17 protein-coding genes and 1 tRNA gene are annotated in these 18,030 nt (G+C 65.3%); 7 read left to right on the top strand and 11 right to left on the bottom strand.

Features of this window, described 5'->3' with window-relative positions:
• Positions 1 to 50 precede the first annotated feature (50 nt).
• Entirely contained in the window at positions 51 to 1,046 is a 996-nt protein-coding gene (locus QA639_RS26445; protein ID WP_157348443.1) for a phosphotransferase, read from the top strand.
• A 48-nt stretch (positions 1,047 to 1,094) separates the two neighbouring features.
• Here the strand turns inward: QA639_RS26445 and QA639_RS26450 are convergent, their stop codons facing one another.
• The 4 genes from QA639_RS26450 to QA639_RS26465 all read right to left on the bottom strand — a co-directional run bounded on the left by QA639_RS26450 (position 1,095) and on the right by QA639_RS26465 (position 2,598).
• The gene (locus QA639_RS26450) at positions 1,095 to 1,277 is read right to left on the bottom strand and encodes a hypothetical protein (RefSeq protein ID WP_229158945.1); all 183 of its coding nucleotides are present in this window, start codon (positions 1,275 to 1,277) and stop codon (positions 1,095 to 1,097) included.
• 89 nt (positions 1,278 to 1,366) lie between these two features.
• Positions 1,367 to 1,822 (bottom strand): cupin domain-containing protein, encoded by a 456-nt coding sequence (locus QA639_RS26455; protein ID WP_157348442.1) that lies wholly within the window; start codon positions 1,820 to 1,822, stop codon positions 1,367 to 1,369.
• 93 nt (positions 1,823 to 1,915) lie between these two features.
• Positions 1,916 to 2,425: a GNAT family N-acetyltransferase gene (locus tag QA639_RS26460; protein WP_198400323.1), complete on the bottom strand. Its 510-nt coding sequence runs from the start codon at positions 2,423 to 2,425 to the stop codon at positions 1,916 to 1,918.
• A 99-nt stretch (positions 2,426 to 2,524) separates the two neighbouring features.
• Positions 2,525 to 2,598, bottom strand: a tRNA-Gly gene (locus QA639_RS26465).
• A gap of 494 nt (positions 2,599 to 3,092) precedes the next feature.
• On the opposite strand from QA639_RS26465, the gene QA639_RS26470 reads away from it, so the two are divergent.
• Complete coding sequence (locus tag QA639_RS26470; RefSeq protein ID WP_028335390.1) at positions 3,093 to 3,479, top strand: YciI family protein; 387 nt, start codon at positions 3,093 to 3,095, stop codon at positions 3,477 to 3,479.
• A 73-nt stretch (positions 3,480 to 3,552) separates the two neighbouring features.
• Here the strand turns inward: QA639_RS26470 and QA639_RS26475 are convergent, their stop codons facing one another.
• Entirely contained in the window at positions 3,553 to 3,960 is a 408-nt protein-coding gene (locus QA639_RS26475) for a hypothetical protein (RefSeq protein ID WP_283087653.1), read from the bottom strand.
• Positions 3,961 to 4,047: 87 nt separating this feature from the next.
• Complete coding sequence (locus tag QA639_RS26480) at positions 4,048 to 4,845, bottom strand: lytic murein transglycosylase (protein WP_038383190.1); 798 nt, start codon at positions 4,843 to 4,845, stop codon at positions 4,048 to 4,050.
• Positions 4,846 to 5,200: 355 nt separating this feature from the next.
• Here QA639_RS26480 and QA639_RS26485 point away from each other — a divergent pair, with 355 nt between their 5' ends.
• The gene (locus QA639_RS26485; RefSeq protein WP_225160192.1) at positions 5,201 to 5,431 is read left to right on the top strand and encodes a hypothetical protein; all 231 of its coding nucleotides are present in this window, start codon (positions 5,201 to 5,203) and stop codon (positions 5,429 to 5,431) included.
• Between the two features lie 89 nt (positions 5,432 to 5,520).
• On the opposite strand, the gene QA639_RS26490 is transcribed toward QA639_RS26485, so the two are convergent.
• A complete protein-coding gene (locus QA639_RS26490; RefSeq protein WP_016843397.1) occupies positions 5,521 to 5,748 on the bottom strand; it encodes a hypothetical protein in 228 nt (75 codons plus the stop codon).
• Between the two features lie 56 nt (positions 5,749 to 5,804).
• Positions 5,805 to 6,179: a hypothetical protein gene (locus QA639_RS26495; protein ID WP_283087654.1), complete on the bottom strand. Its 375-nt coding sequence runs from the start codon at positions 6,177 to 6,179 to the stop codon at positions 5,805 to 5,807.
• A 261-nt stretch (positions 6,180 to 6,440) separates the two neighbouring features.
• On the opposite strand from QA639_RS26495, the gene QA639_RS26500 reads away from it, so the two are divergent.
• The 3 genes from QA639_RS26500 (at position 6,441) to QA639_RS26510 (ending at position 9,946) form a co-directional block, all read left to right on the top strand.
• The gene (locus tag QA639_RS26500) at positions 6,441 to 6,836 is read left to right on the top strand and encodes an NUDIX hydrolase (RefSeq protein WP_026192922.1); all 396 of its coding nucleotides are present in this window, start codon (positions 6,441 to 6,443) and stop codon (positions 6,834 to 6,836) included.
• A 1,253-nt stretch (positions 6,837 to 8,089) separates the two neighbouring features.
• A complete protein-coding gene (locus QA639_RS26505) occupies positions 8,090 to 9,403 on the top strand; it encodes a chloride channel protein (protein WP_050384792.1) in 1,314 nt (437 codons plus the stop codon).
• Between the two features lie 342 nt (positions 9,404 to 9,745).
• Positions 9,746 to 9,946, top strand: a complete 201-nt coding sequence (locus QA639_RS26510; protein ID WP_028335384.1) for a hypothetical protein — start codon at positions 9,746 to 9,748, stop codon at positions 9,944 to 9,946.
• 79 nt (positions 9,947 to 10,025) lie between these two features.
• Here QA639_RS26510 and QA639_RS26515 read toward each other — a convergent pair whose 3' ends face one another.
• Positions 10,026 to 11,216 (bottom strand): adenylate/guanylate cyclase domain-containing protein, encoded by a 1,191-nt coding sequence (locus QA639_RS26515; protein WP_028335383.1) that lies wholly within the window; start codon positions 11,214 to 11,216, stop codon positions 10,026 to 10,028.
• A 552-nt stretch (positions 11,217 to 11,768) separates the two neighbouring features.
• Between QA639_RS26515 and QA639_RS26520 the strand changes: the two genes are divergently transcribed.
• Positions 11,769 to 15,086 (top strand): autotransporter outer membrane beta-barrel domain-containing protein, encoded by a 3,318-nt coding sequence (locus tag QA639_RS26520; RefSeq protein ID WP_283087655.1) that lies wholly within the window; start codon positions 11,769 to 11,771, stop codon positions 15,084 to 15,086.
• A gap of 282 nt (positions 15,087 to 15,368) precedes the next feature.
• On the opposite strand, the gene QA639_RS26525 is transcribed toward QA639_RS26520, so the two are convergent.
• Together QA639_RS26525 and QA639_RS26530 are read right to left on the bottom strand one after the other, a co-directional pair.
• Positions 15,369 to 16,613, bottom strand: coding sequence for a metal-dependent hydrolase family protein (locus tag QA639_RS26525; RefSeq protein WP_283087656.1), 1,245 nt, complete (start codon positions 16,611 to 16,613; stop codon positions 15,369 to 15,371).
• Between the two features lie 22 nt (positions 16,614 to 16,635).
• Positions 16,636 to 17,991, bottom strand: a complete 1,356-nt coding sequence (locus QA639_RS26530) for an MFS transporter (RefSeq protein WP_283087657.1) — start codon at positions 17,989 to 17,991, stop codon at positions 16,636 to 16,638.
• Positions 17,992 to 18,030 lie beyond the last annotated feature (39 nt).

An 18,030-nucleotide genomic window follows, 5' to 3' on the forward strand; every position in this document is an offset into this window, starting at 1 on the left:
GCATCAACGCGATTTTGGGCTCGCATAGCGGCCATGCTAACTTCCTGCGCATGAGTACTCTCGATAAACTTCCGCCGGCACAGCGCGACGCAGCACATGCCGCACTGCATCAGGTGATCGGCACCGCAGCGATCGAGGCCGTCACATCGGTCTCGGGCGGCGCAACGTCGGCGCAATTGTTCCGGATCGATGCAGGCGGCGAGAATTATTTGCTCCGAATCGAAGGAATGCCGAGCCCGCTGCGCAATCCGTTTCAGTATGTGTCGCTCAGGATCGCCGCCGAGGCCGGCATCGCGCCGCGACTCCATTATGTCGACGAGGCCTCGCGCGTCGCGGTAATGGATTTTGTGCAGCGGCAGCCGCTCGGCCGCTATCCCGGCGGCCTGCCGGCGCTGGCGAAGGCGCTCGGCGAATTGCTGGCGCGCCTGCAGGCGACGCCGACCTTTCCCGCCTTCCTGCGCTACCCCGACATCGTGGCCCGGCTGTGGGCCCATGTCGGCCGCACCGGCCTGTTCGCGCCCGGCGTGCTTGACCGCTGCAACGCGCATCTCGCGCGGATCCGCGCGGCCTATGCCTGGGATGAGGCCAACTCGGTGTCGAGCCACAACGACTCGCTCCCCGCCAACATCCTGTTCGACGGCAACAGGCTCTGGATGATCGACTGGGAATCCGCCTATCGCACCGATCCGCTGGTCGACCTTGCGATTGTCGGCGACAGCCTGGCGAGGACGCCGGAGCTGGAGCACATCTTGCATCGTACCTGGCTCGGCCGCCCGCTCGACGAGGCGCTGCGCGCACGGCTCGCACATGTCCGCGCGCTCACCCGGCTCTACTATGCCGGCGTGCTGCTCAGCGCATCGGCGACGGCGCCGCGCATCACACCCGACACGAGCCTTGCGGCACCGACGCTTGCCGAGCTCGCAGAAGCCACACGCGCCGGCCGGCTCAAGGCCGGCACGCCGGCGGCCAAGCACGTGCTGGGCAAGATGTTCGTCGCCGCGTTCCTGACCGAGGTCGCAACGCCCGGCTTCGATCTTTCGGTCTGACGTTCAACCCGGCGGATTGAACGTCGACGGAAAGAACTGCGGCGCAGCTCACTGCGGCACCGGGTGCAGCCTTGCGAGCTGGTCGAGCGACAATTCGGCCTCGCGATCGCTCAGGGGAAAACGCACGATCACATCCTGACGCGCCAGCTGGCCCCATAGCGCGTCCGACGACCATTTCTGCGGCTCGGGTCCGCGCGGACCGTCGACCCAGATGAAATACCATTCCGGCATGGACGCGACCAAAGCTCCCTCGCCGGAACATTGGTCCTTCGCCGGCCGATCCGCAACGCCCGATTTCGTGCGCGGCGCGACAGGCGGGGCTATTCGTACGGCGTGCCGTCCTTGTGCAGGAAGCTGTCGTCGGAGCTAGGGCTCATCATGTCGATGTCGGAGCAGGTGATGACGTCGGCGCGCGAGCGCGAGCCGATCTCGAGATAGGTCGCCGTCATCTGCGACCTGTTGATCAGATGATGCCCGTTGCCGGAGTTCTTCGGAAACGCCGCGCAATCGCCGGCGCGCAGCACCGTCTCGCCGCCGCCCTCCACCAGCACCACTTCGCCCGCGAGCACATAGACGAACTCGTCCTCATCCGAATGCCAGTGGCGCTGGCTCGACCAGTTGCCGGGCGGCAGCCGCATCAGGTTGACGCCGAAGTCGGCGAGCCCGCCGGCATCACCGAGACGCTGCCGCACCCGCTCGGCGCACGGCGCGGCGAACTCCGCCGGATAGCCGGTCCCCTTGCGCTCCGGCACGTTTGCAAGGTCGATCCTGGGCATGGCGTCTCTCCGGCGGGTGGCGGGCGAACGGACGTGGCGATACCCACTTGGCGCAACGGTCCGCCGAAACTGTGTCGCGCCATCAGAGCGCCGTCAGGCACGCGCGACCAGATCCCTCGCCATCAGGATGTCGTCGTAGTAGCGGCCGTCAATCTTCAGCGCGTGCCGCTCGAGCCCATATTCGACAAAGCCCGCGTTCTGATAAAGCTGACAGGCCGGCTCGTTGCCCTTCACCACGACGAGCTGAACCAGTTCGACCGATTGCGCCGCGAGTTCGAGCGCGGCATCGACCAGAAGCCGCCCGACACCGGCGCGCCGCGCCTCTCGCCGCACATACATCCCGACCAGCGCGCCCTTGTGCTGCCGCTTCGGCCCTTCCGCCGCGACGAAGCCAACGATGCCGGCGAGCTCGCCGCGACGAAACGCGCCGAGGATCACCGCGTCGCCCTCAAGTCGGTGCGCGAACCACTCGACGGGATGCGCGCTTTCCGTCTCATATGCACTGCCGAACGCTTCGGGGCTCAACCGCAGCGCCTCGAGGCGGATGTCGCGATAGAGGCCGGCGTCCGCGGGCGCGAGGCGGCGAATCTCGATGGACGGCATGTTCATCTCGTGTCCTGTCCAGGTCGCGTAACTATGGCCGATTGATCGGCGCATCGATCAGCGCCGTCTATCGTAAGGCCTGCCTATTCCAAGGGGAAATGGAGCGGGTGAAGGGAATCGAACCCTCGTATTCAGCTTGGAAGGCTGCTGCTCTACCATTGAGCTACACCCGCATCTCGGGTTCACCTAACACGGCCGGGCGGCGGCCTCAACTGCCCCCGGGGTGCGTTCTGTTCTCCGGTAAACGAAACCATTTCGCCGCAATCCGGCCGGTTTCCCGGCGCGGACGGGCCGGAGGCGGCCTTAACAGCGGCGGATTCGGCACCTATATTGGAAGTCCCATCAACAAAGAAAGGAGGTGATCTAGTGTCTTGTCTCAAGCGCTGTCACCTCGCTGGGATCGCCCGCTAGGCCCTGAGCAATCAGCCTGGCATCGGGGCGCTCTCAGCCCTGGACCAGCGAGACATCAAAATCGGGGGCGCGGCGGAAGCTAATCCGCCGCGCCTTTTTTGCTGTTTTGGCCTGCGCGATTCGCCGCCGCCATGCCGGACGGCGGGATACCTTGTCGCAACACAAAGACCGTCCGATCCGCTACAGATGAAATGTCGGCTCGGATCGCCGCGAGACGTCCTTGGGCCAGTCGCATCAGAAATAAGGAGCCCATCAGATGCTTTATGCCATCCTGGCCTATCACGTCGAAGCCGAGGTCAAGTCGTGGAACGCCGAGGAGGATGCTGCCGTGATGACGGGTCTGCGCGAGGTCCATCAACGGCTGAAGGGCAAGCTCGGCCCGGCTGCGCGGCTCGGCGATACCCGCAACGCCAGCACGCTGCGTGGGCCCGGCCACGGCATGGTGATCGACGGGCCGTTCTCCGAAACCAAAGAGCAATTGCTCGGCTTCTACGTGATCGATTGCGCCGATGAGGCGGAGGCGATCGCCGCGGCGCGCGATCTGCGCAGCGTCAACCCGTCGGCGGTCTACGAGATCCGCGCGCTGAAGCTCTACATCCCCGGCGCGCCGTTTCCGGAGACTGCGGGCCCGCGCGACGCGTAGCGCGTGATCCCCGCGCAAACGGCTTTGGCGTTTGTCGCGAGGGAAACCGCTTCGCACTTTTCCGGATCATGCCTTAACGGCTGGAGCGTTTCGGCAGCTTCGGAAGCTTGCTCGGGTCGAATTTCGGCAGCGGCAGATCCGGCGGCGGCTTGGCCGCCATCTCCTGGCTCGGAATCAGCGTCACCTCGAAGGCGAGATCGGGTACGGCGTCCGCCCTGCCCGTGCAGGTCGCGATCGCGCCGGTCCAGATGCCGTCGAGCCGCACCACGAGGTCGTCGGTGCCGAACACGGTCGTGCCGTCCCTGGAATGCCGCTGCGTGGTGAGCACGGCGGAGAAGCGCTCGCCGTCGACCTCATAGGTGCCGCTGTAGAGCATGACCGCGTCGCTGCCCCACAGCCTGCCATCGGCGACGTGCACGATGCCGGTGCCGTCCGCAAGCGACGTTCGAAACCACGCCGCGTAGGTGCCATTCTTGAGCATGGAGCCGGTCTCCATCTGCTCCCGTTTCATAGTGCACGATCTGGGCACCGCTGCGTTAACAGGCGATGAAGGAACTCACGCCTGCGCTCATTGGCCGTCGATCTGCCGCCCCATGATGGCGATCGCCTTCTGGTAGACGCCTGCCGCGTTCCACGCCTCGATCGCGGCGAAGTTGGGTTCCCCGGGCTGATAGCCGGCGCCGGCGCGCCAGCCATGGGCGCGCAGGAAGTTCGCCGTCGAGCTCAGCGCGTTGGCCGCGACGTCGAGATTGCCGGTGCCGTAGGCGAGGACGTTCTTCGGCATGAACTGGGTCTGGCCGATCTCGCCATGCATCGAGCCGCGCGTGCTTCCGGACAAAGTGCCGCGGTCGACGAGCTTCAGCGCCGCATAGAGCTGGTCGGTGAAGAACTCCGGACGGCGGCAGTCATAGGCAAGGGTTGCGATCGAGGACAGCATGTTCTGATTGCCGCGCTGGCTGCCAAAACCGCTCTCCATACCCCAGATCGCGATCAACGGTCCCGGCGGCACGCCATAGCGCTGCTGGATCGAGGCGAATAGCGCCGCCTGCGACTGCTTCAGCGATCGGCCGCGCGCTACGATGGTCGCAGATCCCCGCTTGGCCATGAACTGCTCGAGCGACAGGCCGAAGCTGCGCTGGCCGCGATCCGCTGCAATCGTCGCACTGGCGTAATGGGTCTGCATCAGCGCAGCGATCGCGGTGGCGCCGATGCCCTTGGCGCTCGCCTCGCCCGAGAACTGCTGCTTCCAGGCTTCGAACCCGCCGGGCCCGTTGCCGCACTGCGCCGCGTTCGCCTCAGCCCCCAGCGTTGCAACCATCACGACGATGGCGAGCGCCGACGTCGCAACCTGCCAGCCCCTGATCATCCAAGACCTCCTCCGCAAATATGCCGCCGCCCTCGCGGGCGCGGCGCTGACGATGGCCGGATTGACATGACCCGGCGATGAACGATCCGCCTCAGATTCGGCCGCGAACCGTCACGATATGTCGCCGGCAGCGGATTGGCCATCCCGGCCGCCTCAGGCAGGCCGGGACATTTGGCCCCTGCGCCCGGAAGGCGTCATGCGCCGGGCATGACGACGAACACGGCCTGCGTGACGATGTGTGACGATGCAGATCGCGCGTGAGAAGTGCGAAATCCGGTGGTGAACGGCGTGCGATGTAGTAGGTTCTCCGCGGGGACGGCGGCCCCGCTGTCCTCCAACTTGGGAGGCGATGGCTATGATGAAGACCCTGTCACTTCTAGCGGTCCTGCCCTTTATCGGCGTCCTGTCGATGTCGACGGGCCACGCCGCATCCACATGCTCGACCAGCAATTTCGGCATCTCTGCGGTACCGTGCGGAAAGCGGTATGCGGTCAGCTACGAAGCCTGCCGGAAGTACGTGATCGAGCATGGCGCATCGCCCGCCGAATCCTGGTGGTACTGCAGCAGTCAAGGCTACACGAAATAGGCAGCACTTCCTGAGCGATGCTTTTCGCCGCCGCGGACAGCGCGTTGAGCTGCCGCGACGCCGAACGCGCGTGCCTGCCGATCCGCGTGTTAAGGCACGTCGCCTCGCCTCACCGGGCCGACAGTCTGCGGCCGGTTGAGGAAGAACTCGCGGTTGCCGAGCGCGGCCTCGGCATACTGGTCGATCGCCACGATGATCGCCTGCACATGGTGAAAGCACCAGCCTTCCCGCGTCGCCATGTGCCGGACCTCGGCCAGCGCCTTGATCCAGGGCGCGTGATCATCGCTGTCGTGGAAATACCGAAGCGGCTCTCTCATCTTTCCACATCACGTCTTGCAGCTCGGCGCGCAGCCGCCGCATCCCGAGCACTCGGTCATGCACGCGCTTCGCCGGCGCCGAGCTCTTGCTTCACCGGGCGAATGAAGGCCGGCGTCGCGGCGCGACGGCGCGGTGCAACGCTCGCATGCACGATGATCGGATCGCGGTCGCCCAGGACGCCCCGCTCCTCGACCAGGCGGCTCATGACCAGCCGCATCTTCAAAAGGTCCCCGGCAACGAAGGCGCAGTCCTCATCGCGGTTGATCTGCTGGCGCATGATGGCTTCGGCCTCGAGCATGCTGACGCGCAGCGCCCTGATCTGCCTGCGAATTTCGCTGATGCGGTTGTCCATGGCGTCCTCCAATTCCCGGTGGAGGGCAATTAGAACAAAACAAGAACATTGAGTCAAGCGGGTGAAGGCACCTGTCATGGCGTATCGTTATCACGACGCAACCGGATGAGTTCCGGTCATCCGCCGTACAGCTTCACGAATTCAACGTGAGGTGCCGGATATCAAGCGAGATCAACGAAGCTACGGTGACCGCGCGCAGCGAGGATCGCCGCCGTCAAAGACAAACGGCCGACATACGACAGTGGAACAATGCGGCATCGAACTTGTCTACACAAATAGACAAGTTAAAATAGGTCGATTCTATTTCGATCATTGCGCAGCAAATGCCCAAGTCTTCCAATGCCCAAGTCCTCCAAGCTGGTAGCCGCGAAGCGCGGCAAGGTTCTTCTGGTTAGACGCCGATCTGACGGGCTGTGGATGTTTCCCGGCGGGCGCAGGCGTGCGCGAGAGACCGGGAAGGATTGCCTCAAGCGCGAAATCAAGGAGGAGCTGCCGAAGCTCAAGCTCGGCAGGCTCAGCCTGTGGAAGGAAGTGACGGCCAGGAACAAGCGTTCCGGCCGCAGGATGAGCGACGCGATCTTCATCGCCAAGAACGCCAAAGGCCGACTGGCGATCGGCGACAAGAAGGAGATCGACCGCGCCGCCTGGCAGAAGCCGCGGGGCCTTCGCCTGACGCCGACCTCCCGCTACATCCGCGACCGGCTGTTTCCGAGAAAGCAGCGGCGTCGGAGATAGGCGGCGGGATCATCGCGGCTTGAAAGGCCGCGCTTCCACCCCAAAGAAACGGCCCCAGCGAGGGGGCACAAGCTGGGGCCGCGAGTTACTGTGATCGTCCGGGCGCTGCCGGCAGGGACAGCACCGAACCTGTGACAATCATGCTCCGCAGCGTCGGTTCCTGGACGGAGGGCCTGGGCCTTTTATCCGGGCGACATCACACGTTATTTATCCGCGCTCGCTGACCTGCAATTTGACGCGACGTAAGTTTGTTAATCGTTGCGTGGAGTCATGGAACCGAAGACCGAGATTTGCCCGAAGTGCGGGCACAAACCGGAATTGGCATTGCCTCCGGGCGGCAAAGGCAACCGCCTCTATCGGTGCTTCAATTGCGGAGGCCCGGCCCCTCTGAAGGATCACACGGCGGACGGATATCTGCGCGGTCCGAAGTCCCCGGAAAAATAACACAGGTTAGTCAGCAACACCGTACTGATCCGGATTTCTGGAAAGATAGGACGGCCGTAATACGACCCTGCCGGCGTTGCCGTTCTTTGCAGAGCATTTTTTCACGACTGAGTTGTTACAGACCTATTGTAACCGGCAGAAAAGGGCCGTCGATGCGACGGCCCTTTTCGATTCAGCGCCCATGTCATTCGCGCGGCATCAACCCCGGTGACGACAGCCATACTCCGGGAATATCTGTTCTACCCAACTCGGTACCAGGCAAAGAACGAGGCCGCCAACCGGCGGTCTCCTTAATTGAGTGGCCCCAGCAACCTATGGGGGCCTGGGAGGGCTGGCGCTGGGGCCGTCTACCGGCCCGGTTGGCGCGGTCGGGCCAGGTGAGCTTCCATCAAATGAATAGAGCAACGGCAACCATTGCGATTGGGCAAAGTCCCAATACGACGATGCCCGCTCGAACAATCACTTCGGACATGACATGCGCCCTTCAATGGGGCGGTCAAAATACGCCGCGGCGGAAGCCGCGCAAAGTGCAGTTTGTGCCAGATTTTCCGCGTCCCTCAATCATGCGTCACGGCGGGAAAGGACGCGCCAAGGCGGAGTCGTTGAGACACCAAAACTCACGCGCGAGCCTCCTGGAGATCGCCGAAGAGTGAGGCCTCAGGCGGTATCGCGGATTTCGGCCCTGGAGTTTGGCGGCTGCGCCGGCACACCGTGCTGATTTCTTCAGCTTCGCCTACCGCCGACGCGTGCTAGGAATGACGCGATCCGCTTCGTATCGGACCACGACATGAGCTAAGAATTCGTCCAAAATGACCTTCCCCTCCAACCGCCAGAGGCGGCTGCTCAGACTAGTCTCCGCGCGTTGGCAGCGCCGCGCCCTGTTCTTGCTGGGCGGCATTGCGGTCGGTGCTGCGGCCGTCGCGCTGGCACAGCTCGCCGATCTGGCGCAGATTGCGTTTGGCGCGGTGGTATCCCGTTTCCATTATGCCTCGCTGCTGCTGACGCCGGCCGGGTTCGCGCTGTCGGTGTTTCTGACCAACCGCTTCTTTCAGAACGCGCAAGGCAGCGGAATCCCGCAGGCGATCGCCGCACGCCATCTGACCGACCAGACCGCGCGCGAAAGCCTGGTTTCGCTGCGCGTTGCGGCCGGCAAGATCCTGCTCACGCTGTTCGGCCTGTTGTGTGGCGCGTCGGTCGGGCGCGAGGGACCGACGGTGCAGATCGGCGCCTCGATCATGTTTGCGCTCGGCCGCTTCTCGCCGCGGCGCCAACCCGGCCTGATCCTTGCCGGCGCGGCAGCAGGTGTCGCGGCCGCCTTCAACACCCCGCTGGCAGGAATCGTGTTCGGCATCGAGGAAATGAGCCGTGCCTTCGAGACGAGAACCAGCAGCCTGATCATCGGCGCGGTGATCGCTGCCGGCCTGACCTCGCTCGCGCTGATGGGCAACTATACGTATTTCGGCACCAGCGCGACGGCCTTGCGCAACGGCACCGACTGGCTCGCGGTGCCGCTCTGCGGCGTTGCCGGAGGTCTTGCGGGCGGCCTGTTCAGTCGCATCCTGATCGCGATGGCGCGCGGATTTGCCAATCCGGTCGGACGCGCGATCAAGCGTTATCCAATCGGCTTTGCCGCGATCTGCGGATTTGCGGCTGCGATTTGCGGGATTGCGTCCGACGGCGCGATCTATGGCACGGGATATCAGCAGGTCAAATCCGCGCTCGAAGCCGGAACACAATTGCCGGCGAGCTTCAGCGTCTGGAAATTCCTGGCGACCACGTTCGCCTCGATCAGCGGCATGCCGGGCGGCATCTTCGCGCCCTCGCTCGCGGTCGGCGCCGGGCTCGGCTCCAACATCGCGCCGCTGTTTCACGGCGCGCCGCTGTCGGCCATCATGCTGCTCGGCATGGTCTCCTATTTCGCCGGCGTGGTTCAGGCGCCGATCACCGCCTTCGTGATCGTCACCGAGATGACCGACAATCACGCGATGGTCGTGCCCTTGATGGCCGCGGCCCTGATCGCGCACGCGAGCTCGCGCCTGATCTGCAAGGAAGGCGTCTATCACGCCCTCGCCAAGGGCTTCGTCGAGCGCGCTGCGCCGGCGCAGAAGATCACCTCGATCTGAATTCCGGGCACCACGGGAAAACGGCCCCGGCATCTCGCGTTGCCGGGGCCGTCCTATTCCATGCTCACTCACGCCGAACCGCCGGTGCCGATAATCAGGCGGACCCTCTGGGCCTTGAAAAATTTCCTTAATGAAAAAGCCTGCCCAGCGCCCGAATGATTCGCGCGATCCGGCGTTCCGGAAAATAACGCGTGTGAATCCAGCCTGAATAAATTTCGCTCGAAACAAACGGAATGTTTCAGTGACTCTTCATGCGTGAACGGAGTTCCGGGGTTCCTCGGGGAGCGGACTTGTCGCGGCGACGTTGGTCTATGGGCAATCCCTGAGAAAGGGGGAAGCGCCATGGTCGAGAACGTCATGACCAACGCCACTTATTGGCGGGACCGAGCCGCCAAGACACGTGCCAAGGCGGATTTGTTCAGATATCAAAACTCACGCGCGAACCTTCTGAAGATCGCCGAAGAGTACGACCGTCTGGCCAACTATGCCGAGCAGCAATTGCTGCGCGCACCGACGGCGAAACTGTCCGGCCAGTCTCCTTAACGGCAGGAGCCTTTTGGACATTGGGCCGTCTCAGCCGGTGCGTGCGCCGCACGTCACGCTGCTTTCGGCCAATCGAGCCTCAGCCCCGATAGGCAAACAGCTCGATCGGTTCGCTGAAACCGCGCACCGAATGCTCGCCGACATGCTCGAGCGCGAAATCGTGCGCGACCAGATCGGCGAAGGCGCGCGACAGCAGCACGTTTCGTCCCAATTGCTTGGTCAGAGCCTCGAGCCGCGAGGCCATGTTGACTGCGGGGCCGATCACGGTGAAGTCGAGCCGGCTGCGCGATCCGATATTGCCGTACATGACGTCGCCGACATGGACGCCGATGCCGTAATTCATCGGCGCCCGGCCCATCATGCTGTTCTTTTCGCTCAGCGCCGCCATCGCCTGCCGCGCCTCGGACACCGCGTGAAGCAGATTGGCGCAGGCCCTGGGATCGCTGAGCGGGAAAATCGCAAGCAGACCGTCGCCGATGAACTTCAGGATTTCCCCGCCGTGCCGCGCAATCGGCTCCGACATCGCGTCGAAATAGTCGTTGAGGAGATCGATGACGTCGTCGCGCGGCCAGGAGTCGGAGATCCGGGTGAAGTCCCTGAGATCGCAGATCATGATTGCGGCGCGGACCGTGGTGCCGCTGCCCCGCCTCGTCGCACCCGCCAGGATCATCTCGCCGGCATGGGTGCCGACATAGGTCTCGAGCAGCGTCCGCGCCAGGCGGTTCTTCATCCGGATTTCGCTGACCAGCGCCAGCACCGGCAGCACCTTGCGCAGCTCGGCGATGTCAGCGTCATCGAAACCGCCGGACCGGTCGGTCGCGAACGTCACGACATGCCGCTTGCCGAGCGTATGCAGCAGCGGCCACGCCACATAGTCGGTCAGGCCTTGCGCGCGCATCTCGTCAAAGAGCGCATGCGTGCGGCCAGGCGCCCGTTCGAGTCGCTCGCGCACTTCGCCGGCGCCCTGGTGGATTTCGTAGACCGGGCTGCCGATATATTCTGAGCGCTCCCTCACCTCGTAGTCGACCCGCGTGATCTCGGCCTCGCGCTTGCCGTCGCCCCAGATGATCCGGGCGCCGAGCCATTGCGGATGCTGGATCAGCAGATTCATCGTCGCCCGCTTGAGGGGGATACCCGTTTGCTGCAACCGGATGCACAGCTCGGCGAAGATATTATCGATGAAGCGCTCGTCGCGGGTCTCGTTGGTCAGCCAGGCCACAACGTCGCCGCCAGACTGCGGCGTGACGGACTCGATGTTGGGGGCGTTCATGGCTTGCTCCGGAGCGGCGGGTGGAATCGGCACGCGATATGTCGTGCTTCTGCCCGGCAACGTCAACGCCGCCATCGGTAACGTGATCGGGCGTGCCGGGTGGCCCAGGCGGTAGCCCGACCACTGCAGGGCGCGTTGCCAAAATATCGAAAACAACCCCATGCAAAGTAGCCGGCGGTGGCCGGCCCTCGACCAGGCTCCTTGACACGTCGGGCAACTCACGGGTACTTTTCCAATATTCCGAAATTCTGCGGACGCACGCTCGGCCCCGGCAGGCATTTGGCATTTGCGTGCTTATGTAACCGACGTTTCCACGTCGTCATGGCCAACAGCCACATGCGATAGCCCTGCCTTTCAGGGCGGAGCCAGACGCCGCTTGCGCACGAAACCGCGCCCCGCACGCACTCAACTGGTTAGCGATCGATTAATTGCAGCGCGCGGACGTTGCATCGCGGGCACACTGCTTGCTGTTTCGCATGGGGAACACCAAGCTTCATTTGTTTGCTCACAGTGAGTCACATAGCGTGACGCACATCCGCGGCTGGCGAAGGTTTGCCGGAATGCAACCTGCCTGGCGGCGGCAAGAACAAGGGGCTGAGCACCATGCGCGAATGCATCGGGGCTACGACGATCGCACGACACGTTGGTGACAATCCGCTCAATCTACGCCTGACCGCATCGCCCTCCCGCACCCGCGCGCAAGTCCAGCGGCTGCTGCTGCTGAGCGCCTCGGTGGCCGCGCTCTCGGCGCTGATGCCGGGCTCAGCGGCGGCGCAGACCTGGACCGGCGCCATCAGCAACGACTGGACGGTGGGCTCGAACTGGAACACCGGCACGGCCCCGGCCGGCGGTGCGGTCAATATTGTGCCCGGCTCAAACGTCGTCCTCGGCGTGAGCCCAGGGGCGACCGGCACGACCAGCACGCTGAATGTTCGCGACCTGGTCGGAGGCACGACAAATCTCACGATTCAAAACGGCAGCACGCTGACGAGCACTACCGCTTCGATCGGCGATGTCGCAGGTGGCATCGCCACGGTCACCGTGACAGGGGCCGGCTCCCGGTGGAACGCCAGTACGATCAACCTGTTCGCTGGCGCCACAAGCGTGCTCAACGTTACGGACGGCGCGACCGTCTCCGTCACAAGCAGGCTCATCGTCGGCACGCCGGCCGGCACTAGCACGGCCACCCTCAACATCAGCAACGCCACGGTGGAGAATCGCGGCTTCGGCATCAGCGTTGGCAACGCACGGGGCCAGGTCAATTTTGACAACGCCACTTTCCGTGCGGCCATTAACACCTCCAACATCTCCAACGGAACGGCCGACCAGAACAACATCGCCGCGGGCGGACTGACCGTCGATAGCAACGGGTTCCTCGTCCTCCAGGCGAACGGCTTCAGCGGCGTCGGCGGATTGACCAAGATCGGCGCTGGGACCTTGCGGCTCAGTGGCGCCAGCACCTACATCGGCGACACGGTGATCCAGCAAGGCACGCTGGCACTGACGGGCGCAGGCGCGATCAGTCTCAGCCGAGTGGTCGACAACGCAACCTTCGATATCTCGGCAATATCCGCCGTGCCAGGTATAGCCGGCATTCAAAGCCTCGCGGGCACCGGCACCGTCACGCTCGGCACCAGGACGCTGGGCATCGTCAATGCGAGCGACAATTTCGCCGGCACCATCAACGGCAGCGGCGGGCTGAGCCTCACCGCCGGCACGCAATTGCTGTCCGGCGTCAACAGCTATAGCGGCGTGACCTTTATCGCAGGCGGCACCTTGGCGCTATCAGATGCGGGCTCGATCGCAACTTCCAGCCAGGTGATCGCGAACGGCACGTTCAGCATCGCCGGCCTCTCCGGCGCAGGCACCAGCATCCAGCGACTGTCGGGCTCAGGCAGCGTCGATCTCGGCGCCAAGACGCTGACGCTGACCGCCGCGAACGACACGTTCGCAGGCGTGATCGGCGGCAGCGGCGCCCTGACGCTTGCCGGTGGCACGCAGACCCTGTCCGGCGCCAACACCTATAGCGGCGTGACCATGATCTCTGCGGGAACGCTGGCGCTTGCAGGGGCTGGCGCGATCAGCAATTCCCGCGTGGTGGCGAATGCCGCGTTCGACATTTCCGGCCTCGCCGGCACCTCGACCAGCATTCAGGGCCTCGCCGGCAGCGGCAATGTCGCGCTCGGCGCCAAGAGCCTGACGCTCACCAATGCCAGCGACAATTTCGCGGGCGCGATCGGCGGCACCGGCGGGCTCGCCCTGACCGGCGGCACGCAAATCCTGTCCGGCGTCAACACCTATAGCGGCGCGACGACGGTGAACGGCGGCACGCTGCAAGCCGGCGCGGTCAATGCGTTCAGCGCCGCCTCCGCCATCACCGCCGGCGCCGGCACCACGATCGACCTCGACGGCTTCAACCAGACCATCGGCGGCTTCAGCAATGCCGGCACGGTGCGGTTCGGCGCGGCGCCCGGAACGACGCTGACGGTCGCCGGCAATTATGCCGGCAATGGCGGCACGCTGCTGTTCAACACCGTGCTCGGCGGCGACGGCTCGGCGACCGACCGCCTCGTCGCGGGCAGCACGTCGGGCACCTCGACCGTGCGGATCAACAATGCCGGCGGCGGCGGCGGCGCGCAGACCGCCGACGGCATCAAGCTGATCGACGTCAGCGGCGCCTCCAACGGCGTCTTCGCGCTGGCGGGCGACTATTCGCTGCAGGGCCAGCAGGCGATCGTCGCCGGCGCCTATGCCTATACGCTGCAGAAGAACGGCATCTCGACGCCGGCGGACGGCGACTGGTATCTGCGCTCCAGCCTGGTCAATCCGCCTGGTGATCCGGCCACACCGGCCAAGCCCGCGGGCCCGCTGTACCAGCCCGGCGTGCCGCTTTACGAGAACTACGCCCAGGTGCTGCTCGGCATGAACGCGCTGCCGTCGCTGCAGGAGCGTGTCGGCAACCGCTATTGGGGCGGCAGCGCCGGCCCGAGCGAAGCGATGGCGCGGATGGGCGTCACGCCGGCGGCGCAGACAGACAGTTCATGGACGCAGTCGGCGTTCTGGGGCCGCGTCGAGGGCGGTCAAACCAGCCTGCGGCCGTCGAACACCACGGGCTCGAGCATGAACAGCGATGACTTCAAGGCGCAGGCCGGGCTCGACGGCCTCGCGCTCGAGAACACCTACGGCCGCCTGATCGTCGGCCTCACGCTGCAATACGGCCTGACCACGGCTTACGTGAATTCGTTGTTCGGCAACGGCCGCATCCGCGCCGAGGGCACCGGCGTCGGCGCCACCGCGACCTGGTATGGCGACAACGGCGTCTACATCGACGGCCAGATGCAGACCATGTTCTATCGCGGCGACCTGACCTCCGATCTCGTCGGCAGCATGACCCACGGCAATGAAGGCCTCGGCTATGCGTTCAGCGTCGAGGGCGGCAAGCGCTTCACGATCGGCAACGGTTTCTCGCTGACGCCGCAGGCGCAGCTCGCCTATTCGAAGGTCGACTTCGATGGCTTCACCGACCGCTTCGGCGCGCTGGTCTCGCTCGGCAAAGCCGACAGCCTGCTCGGCCGCGTCGGGTTGTCGCTCAATCACCGGAAGAGCTGGAGCGAAGGCGCCCGCTCCGACCTCTACGCCATCGGCAACCTGCACTACGAATTCCGCGACGGCACCAACGTCGATGTTGCGGGCACCGGCTTCGCCAGCGCCAACGACCGGCTCTGGGGCTCGATCGGCGGCGGCGGCAGCTACAGCTGGGCGGGCGGGCGTTACACCGTGTTCGGCGAAGCGACCTATCGCGCCAGCCTGGAGGATGCCGGCGACAACCACAGCTACAAGGGCACCGCCGGTTTGCGCGTGGTCTGGTGAGGACGGAAGGTCAAGGCGCGATGAGATTGGGTCGTAAGGCGACGGCAGTTTGCTCCCTCGCCCCGTTCTTACGGGGTCGAGACCAGCGAAGCTTGCTCTTGGAGGGTTGGGGTGAGCGGCTCGCTTCGCACATACGGTGATAGCTGCGTCCGCGGAGACTCCCCCTCACCCGGAACGCATCTAACGATGCGTCATAGCCGAAGCTCTGCTTCGGCGTTCTTGAGAACGGCCGCCGAAGGCGGCCTATGCCTCTCCCCGCCACGCAGGGCGAGGTGACGAAGCCTACCCGCCCAGCCGATCGACCTCGGCCTTGCCGGCCTTCATGACCAGCGGGATGTGCTCGCCCTGGCCGAGCAGACAACTCACGTCGCGCAGTGGATTGCCCTCGACCACCAGCAGATCGGCAAAAGCCTCCGGCGCGATGCGGCCGAGCTTGCCTTCCATGCCGAGCACCTCGGCGCCGATGATGGTCGCGCTGGCGATCACCGCCTGCGGTCCGAGCAGCTCGGCGCGAATCCGGAATTCGTCGCTCTGCAGGCGCTGCGACGGTCCGAGCAGGTCGGAGCCGTAACCCATCTTGACGCCGGCCTCGCGGTAGATCGCGAGCGAGCGCAGTCCGGCGTCGCGCACGTCGGCGATCTTGGCGACGCTCGCCGCCGGGAGGCCGTATTTCGCACCCTCATTGGCCAGCGCCTCATAGGTGACCAGCGTCGGCACCACATAGGCGCCCTGCTCGGCCATCAGCCGCGCGGTCGGCAGATCGACCAGATTGCCGTGCTCGATGGTGCGCACGCCGCAGCGGATCGCCCGCTCGATCGCCTCCGCGGTGTAGGCGTGCGCCAGCACATAGGTGTGCCGCGCCCTCGCCTCGGCGACGATGGCGCGGATCTCGTCCTCGGAATAGCCGTAGGCGCCGATCGGATCGGTCGGCGACGCGACGCCGCCGGACGCCATGATCTTGATCTGGTCGGCGCCCATCTGCAGCTCCTCGCGCACCGCCTTGCGCACCGCGTCGACGCCGTCGACGACGCGCGCGATCGCACCGACCCGCACGCAGCAGGAGCAGGTCGGGTCGGCCAGATAGTCGGAGCGGGCGCGCCCGTCGCCATGCCCGCCGGTCTGGCTCAGCGCGCGGCCGGAGACGAACAGCCGCGGACCGTCGGTCAGGCCGGTGTCGATCGCCTGCTTCAGCGCATAGCCCGCGCCGCCGGCATCGCGCACGGTGGTGAAGCCGCGCTTCAGCATGCCGCGCAACAGCATGGTCGAGCGTAGCGTCACCAGCACGTTGGCCATCCGGGCCTGCTGCGACAGATCGAGCTCGACCGCGACCGCATGCACATGCAGATCGATCAGGCCGGGCATCAGCGTCTTGCCCTTGAGGTCGATGACGCGATCGGCCGAGGTCTCGATCGGCCGGTCCGAGACCTCCTTGATCAGGCGATCCTCGACCAGCACGTGGTGGCCTTCGAGCAGATCGGAGCGCAGGGGATCGAGCAGCGCGGCGTTCTTGAAGAGGGTCGTAGCCATGATGGTCTCCTGAGCGCCGCGATCACGCGGCTTCGCTTGCGATGTCTTCCAGCGACCGGCCGCGCGTCGGCACGCCCATCAGCACGACGGTCAGCGCGCCAATCAGGAGGACGGACGTGGTGACGCCGAACACGCCGGCAAAGCCGAAATTCGGATAGAGGTAGCCGACCAGGATCGGCGCTGCGATCGCGCCGATGCGGCCGATCGCGGATGCGAGCCCCGCCCCCGTGGTCCGGATCGATGTCGGAAACACTTCGGCCGTGTAGGCATAGACGCCGGCATAGGTGCCGTTCATGAAGAACGACAGCAGCAGGCCGGCCGTCATGATCTCCGCATCGCTCTTGGCAAAGGCCAGCCCGAGCGCGCTGACGCCGCCGAGCAGCATATAGGTCGCGATCGTCGCCTGCCGTCCGATCCGCTCATTGAAAAAGGCGGCGGTGAAATAGCCTGGCACCTGCGCGCAATACATCGCGAGCGAATAGCCGAAACTCTTGGTGATGCTCATGCCGTTCTGCACCAAGAGGCCGGGAATCCAGACGAAGAAGGAATAGTAGCTGAAGGTGATCGACAGCCACATGATCCAGGTCATGGTGGTGATCCGCGCCTGCCGGCCGGCCAGCAGCGCGGCAAAATTGCTCAACAGCGTTCCCGACGAAGCGACTGGCGCGGCCGGCTCGGCGACCGCAGGCGGCAGCGCGCGGCCCTCGCGCGCGAAGCCGGCCTCGATCCTGTCGAGCACCGCTTCGGCCTCCTTCGCCCTGCCCCGGCTTTCCAGCCAGCGCGGCGATTCCGGCAGCGATCTCCGCCACCACAGCAGCATCACGACAGGCACGGCCGTGATGACCAGCACGATGCGCCAGCCGTTCTCGTAGGCGGGCACGATGAAATAGCCGAGCAAGGCAGCAGCGACGAAGCCGAACGAGAAAAAGCCCGCCAGCGCGCCGGTGAAAGCGCCGCGGTAACGCCGCGCCACGAACTCCGCGAGGTACGGCGCGATGATCGCGCTCTCCGCGCCGGTGCCCATGCCGGCGACGACGCGGGCGGCAAAGAACGCCGGCCAGCTGTCCACCGCCGCGCTGACCAGCGAGGCCGCGCTGTAGAGCGCGAGCGCCGACATCATCACCGCGCGGCGGCCGATCAGGTCGCCCAGCGTCCCCGCGAGCAGCGCGCCGAACAGATAGCCGACGAAGGTGCTGCTGCCGAGCACGCCGGTCTCGACATTGGTCAGCCCCCAGGAGGTGCGCAGCACCGGCAGGATGAATGCCAGCACCGCGGCATCCATCGCGTCGAAGAGATAGCCGAGGCCGCCCATCAGCAGCAGGTGCACATGGAACCGCGCGAACGGCAGGCGCTCGATGCGCGCCGAGATCATCGACATGAAAGTCCCCCCTCGCCCCGCGGCGGCACGCGCCACAGG

This window comes from Bradyrhizobium pachyrhizi, from assembly GCF_029714545.1.
GTDB classification, from domain to species: domain Bacteria; phylum Pseudomonadota; class Alphaproteobacteria; order Rhizobiales; family Xanthobacteraceae; genus Bradyrhizobium; species Bradyrhizobium pachyrhizi.

Excerpts from the sequence above, each read along its gene's own strand:
- QA639_RS26445 (WP_157348443.1), top strand. The coding sequence starts at position 51 with ATGAGTACTCTCGATAAACTTCCGCCGGCACAGCGCGACGCAGCACAT.
- QA639_RS26450 (WP_229158945.1), bottom strand. The coding sequence starts at position 1,277 with ATGCCGGAATGGTATTTCATCTGGGTCGACGGTCCGCGCGGACCCGAG.
- QA639_RS26455 (WP_157348442.1), bottom strand. The coding sequence starts at position 1,822 with ATGCCCAGGATCGACCTTGCAAACGTGCCGGAGCGCAAGGGGACCGGC.
- QA639_RS26460 (WP_198400323.1), bottom strand. The coding sequence starts at position 2,425 with ATGCCGTCCATCGAGATTCGCCGCCTCGCGCCCGCGGACGCCGGCCTC.
- QA639_RS26470 (WP_028335390.1), top strand. The coding sequence starts at position 3,093 with ATGCTTTATGCCATCCTGGCCTATCACGTCGAAGCCGAGGTCAAGTCG.
- QA639_RS26475 (WP_283087653.1), bottom strand. The coding sequence starts at position 3,960 with ATGCTCAAGAATGGCACCTACGCGGCGTGGTTTCGAACGTCGCTTGCG.
- QA639_RS26480 (WP_038383190.1), bottom strand. The coding sequence starts at position 4,845 with ATGATCAGGGGCTGGCAGGTTGCGACGTCGGCGCTCGCCATCGTCGTG.
- QA639_RS26485 (WP_225160192.1), top strand. The coding sequence starts at position 5,201 with ATGATGAAGACCCTGTCACTTCTAGCGGTCCTGCCCTTTATCGGCGTC.
- QA639_RS26490 (WP_016843397.1), bottom strand. The coding sequence starts at position 5,748 with ATGAGAGAGCCGCTTCGGTATTTCCACGACAGCGATGATCACGCGCCC.
- QA639_RS26495 (WP_283087654.1), bottom strand. The coding sequence starts at position 6,179 with ATGACAGGTGCCTTCACCCGCTTGACTCAATGTTCTTGTTTTGTTCTA.
- QA639_RS26500 (WP_026192922.1), top strand. The coding sequence starts at position 6,441 with ATGCCCAAGTCCTCCAAGCTGGTAGCCGCGAAGCGCGGCAAGGTTCTT.
- QA639_RS26505 (WP_050384792.1), top strand. The coding sequence starts at position 8,090 with ATGACCTTCCCCTCCAACCGCCAGAGGCGGCTGCTCAGACTAGTCTCC.
- QA639_RS26510 (WP_028335384.1), top strand. The coding sequence starts at position 9,746 with ATGGTCGAGAACGTCATGACCAACGCCACTTATTGGCGGGACCGAGCC.
- QA639_RS26515 (WP_028335383.1), bottom strand. The coding sequence starts at position 11,216 with ATGAACGCCCCCAACATCGAGTCCGTCACGCCGCAGTCTGGCGGCGAC.
- QA639_RS26525 (WP_283087656.1), bottom strand. The coding sequence starts at position 16,613 with ATGGCTACGACCCTCTTCAAGAACGCCGCGCTGCTCGATCCCCTGCGC.
- QA639_RS26530 (WP_283087657.1), bottom strand. The coding sequence starts at position 17,991 with ATGTCGATGATCTCGGCGCGCATCGAGCGCCTGCCGTTCGCGCGGTTC.